This is a genomic window from Arthrobacter sp. SPT-J7, from assembly GCF_059089965.1.
Genome location: NZ_JBNHFF010000340.1, coordinates 1 through 2,535, shown reverse-complemented (window position 1 = coordinate 2,535; position 2,535 = coordinate 1). Strand labels below are relative to the sequence as shown.

5 protein-coding genes are annotated in these 2,535 nt (G+C 63.2%); all 5 read left to right on the top strand.

Features of this window, described 5'->3' with window-relative positions:
* On the top strand, positions 1-742 hold a 742-nt coding region (locus AC5RWX_RS32365), incomplete at its 5' end, for a hypothetical protein (RefSeq protein WP_494100268.1).
* A 186-nt stretch (positions 743-928) separates the two neighbouring features.
* Positions 929-1,312: a DUF7793 family protein gene (locus tag AC5RWX_RS32360; protein WP_494100267.1), complete on the top strand. Its 384-nt coding sequence runs from the start codon at positions 929-931 to the stop codon at positions 1,310-1,312.
* A gap of 8 nt (positions 1,313-1,320) precedes the next feature.
* Positions 1,321-1,701, top strand: coding sequence for a DUF7793 family protein (locus AC5RWX_RS32355; protein ID WP_494100266.1), 381 nt, complete (start codon positions 1,321-1,323; stop codon positions 1,699-1,701).
* A 147-nt stretch (positions 1,702-1,848) separates the two neighbouring features.
* A complete protein-coding gene (locus AC5RWX_RS32350) occupies positions 1,849-2,049 on the top strand; it encodes a DUF2795 domain-containing protein (protein WP_493947015.1) in 201 nt (66 codons plus the stop codon).
* A 137-nt stretch (positions 2,050-2,186) separates the two neighbouring features.
* The coding region (locus AC5RWX_RS32345; RefSeq protein ID WP_494100265.1) for a protein kinase domain-containing protein at positions 2,187-2,535 on the top strand (349 nt) is incomplete at its 3' end.

The window sequence follows — 2,535 nt, the reverse complement described above, 5'->3', positions numbered from 1 at the left end:
CGCCAGTGTGTGGGGACTACCGACTGTTGGCCTTCAGCACCCGGTCCAGGCCCTTACGTTGAAGAACGAGGGCGGCCGGTCGCGTGCTGGAGTCCGCCGCCATTTCGCAGCGCCAGCCGGTTTGGAAGCAGTGAGTCGGGAGGGCCTGCTGGTCACGGGCCGCATCCGCACGGTCCTGGACCTTGCAGCCTTCACTCCATTCACTGAAGCTGTTGTGCCCATGGACCATGTTCTGCGTCCGGACAGAGTCCGGCGGCTGCCCGCCGTGACCAAGGCCGACCTGGAAGCCGGCATCGGATCGAGCTATTCCAGTGCCGCCGAGCGGAGGATCCGGGCAGTCATTGAGTTTGCTGATCCCGCCTCGGGCTCAGCCGGGGAATCGTGGAGCCGGGCGCTGATCCATCTGGCCGGCTTCGAAGCACCCGTCCTCCAGCAGGAGATTTACGACGCCGCCGGACTGGTGGGGTATTCGGACTTCTATTGGAGGCAATCCAAAGTGGTTGGCGAGTTCGATGGCGAAGAGAAGTACGTCAAAACCGAATACCTCGGTGGGCGGACCGCGTCCCAAGCTGTCGTGGCGGAAAAGAACCGCGAAAACCGCATCCGTGCCACCGGACTAAGCGTGGTCCGATGGAACTGGGCCGACCTCGCGGCCGGGAAGTTGGAACAGATGCTCGCGGCGGCGGGCGTGCCCCGGCGTCGTGCGCGTTCTGCTGTTATCGACGCGCAAACTTGGCGGTGACGCACATAGTCCTGGGCGTGACCCCGTATACGGGAGTCGCCAGGGAATACGCGCAGCGCCGGCCGGAGCGGTGAGTGCTTGCAGCGGGGACGCTCAAGCTACGTCGATGAAGACCGGGATGGCGTAGAACCACGTGTCTGCGGGCCGGGGTTGGCGCTTTCCCACAAATGCCAGCAAAGTAGACCCATGGATTCGTTTACCGCGTCGCATGAACATGGATTTCTGCGGCTGCATTGGCGGCCAGGAGTGTTTATCACTTACGAGGTCGCAGTCCAGGCTGCCCGGACCCTTGAGGGACTCAGCGGCGGGCAGGCCCTGCCCATTCTCGTGGATATCACCGGCGTGACCGGACTGAGCCCGGAGGCACGGGCAGGCATGCTCGCCTACCGGGGTTTCTCCATGGTGGCCCTCGTGGGTGACCATCCCATGGGCACCGTGCTCGCAGCTTTCGCCCGGCAATGCCCAACTCCCTCCGCGTACTTCACCAGCCAACCTGAAGCCCTGCAATGGCTCTCCGAGCAAAACCGGCGCAGCAGGGCATCCGGCGCCGCCCGGAAAACGGGCCTTTAGGAAACGGCGTGGAGGATCAAGGGCACGAGGACATCATCGGCACCATTGAGCTTTGCGGGCAGATCCTTTGCTTGAAGTGGGCCCCCGCTGCCGTGGTCAGGGAAAGCGACGCGAAAGCACTGATGCAACGTGCCGCCGCCCTCAGTGCAGGGCGGACCCTTCCGTTGCTGGTCGAAATGACCGGCATGACCTGGATTGACCGGCGCGCCCAGGAAGCCTTTGCCTCCTCCTGGCCGCTCGCCCGGGCAGCAATCGTGGGCACCTCGGCCGTAGACGAAGCCATAGCGGGCTTCTACATGGCGCGGCACCATCCGGACCATCCCACCCGGTTCTTTACTTCCAGGGACGAAGCAATGGCTTGGCTGACGGAAGATCCGGCGCAGCAGTAACTGCAAACTGCCGGAACCAAGCGCCACCAGCTCCAGGGCAATCACCCTTTTCCTATCGAAACGTGCAGCCTACGATGAAGTCCTCGCGCCTTCTTCCCTGAAAAGGAGCCGAGGGCACAAGAACCGATCCGAAAGGAAACTGGCACCATGGCCGAAACTCCGAACCCGATCCAGATTCAAAAGTTCCTCGGCGGTGTGGACTATCCCGCAAGCCGTGAAGCCTTGCTGTCCAGCGCAAAGGACTCCGGGGCTGACAACAACGTGATCCAGGCTCTTGAAGCCATCCCCGATAAGGAGTATGACAGCCCCACGGCCGTCAGCTCAGCAGTTTCGGACAGTAACTCCTAAACCGTCAGCTCCTGCACCGGCCTCGCCAGGGACAGGGGCAGCTCTGTCCACCGACTGATCGCCTCGATGGCGGCTGCCACTTCGGCAACAGGTGCTACGGCCATGGCTAGAGTGGAGGCTGACGGAAGGCAGTAACCATGACCGAAGAGACGGACACCGGTTTGGCCGGAACCATTCTGAGCGAGCGCTACAGGGTGGGAGAAGTGCTCGGCCACGGCGGCATGGGAAGTGTCTACCGGGGAACCGACCTGGTCCTGGACCGGGACGTGGCGCTGAAAATCTTCCGCGATGACGTCACAGGTGCCGACGAACTGGCCAGGCAGCAATCAGAGGCCCGCATGCTGGCGCAGCTGAACCATCATGGCCTGGTGACGCTCTTCGACACCGGGACGTTGCTGCGCGGTCACCGGGACGTGCCCTTCCTGGTGATGGAGCTTGTTCCCGGAACTGATCTTCGCCGCCACCTTGCAGCCGGACCGCTCACCG

Coding starts and splice junctions, on each gene's coding strand:
- AC5RWX_RS32360 (WP_494100267.1), top strand. CDS start 929: ATGGATTCGTTTACCGCGTCGCATGAACATGGATTTCTGCGGCTGCAT.
- AC5RWX_RS32350 (WP_493947015.1), top strand. CDS start 1,849: ATGGCCGAAACTCCGAACCCGATCCAGATTCAAAAGTTCCTCGGCGGT.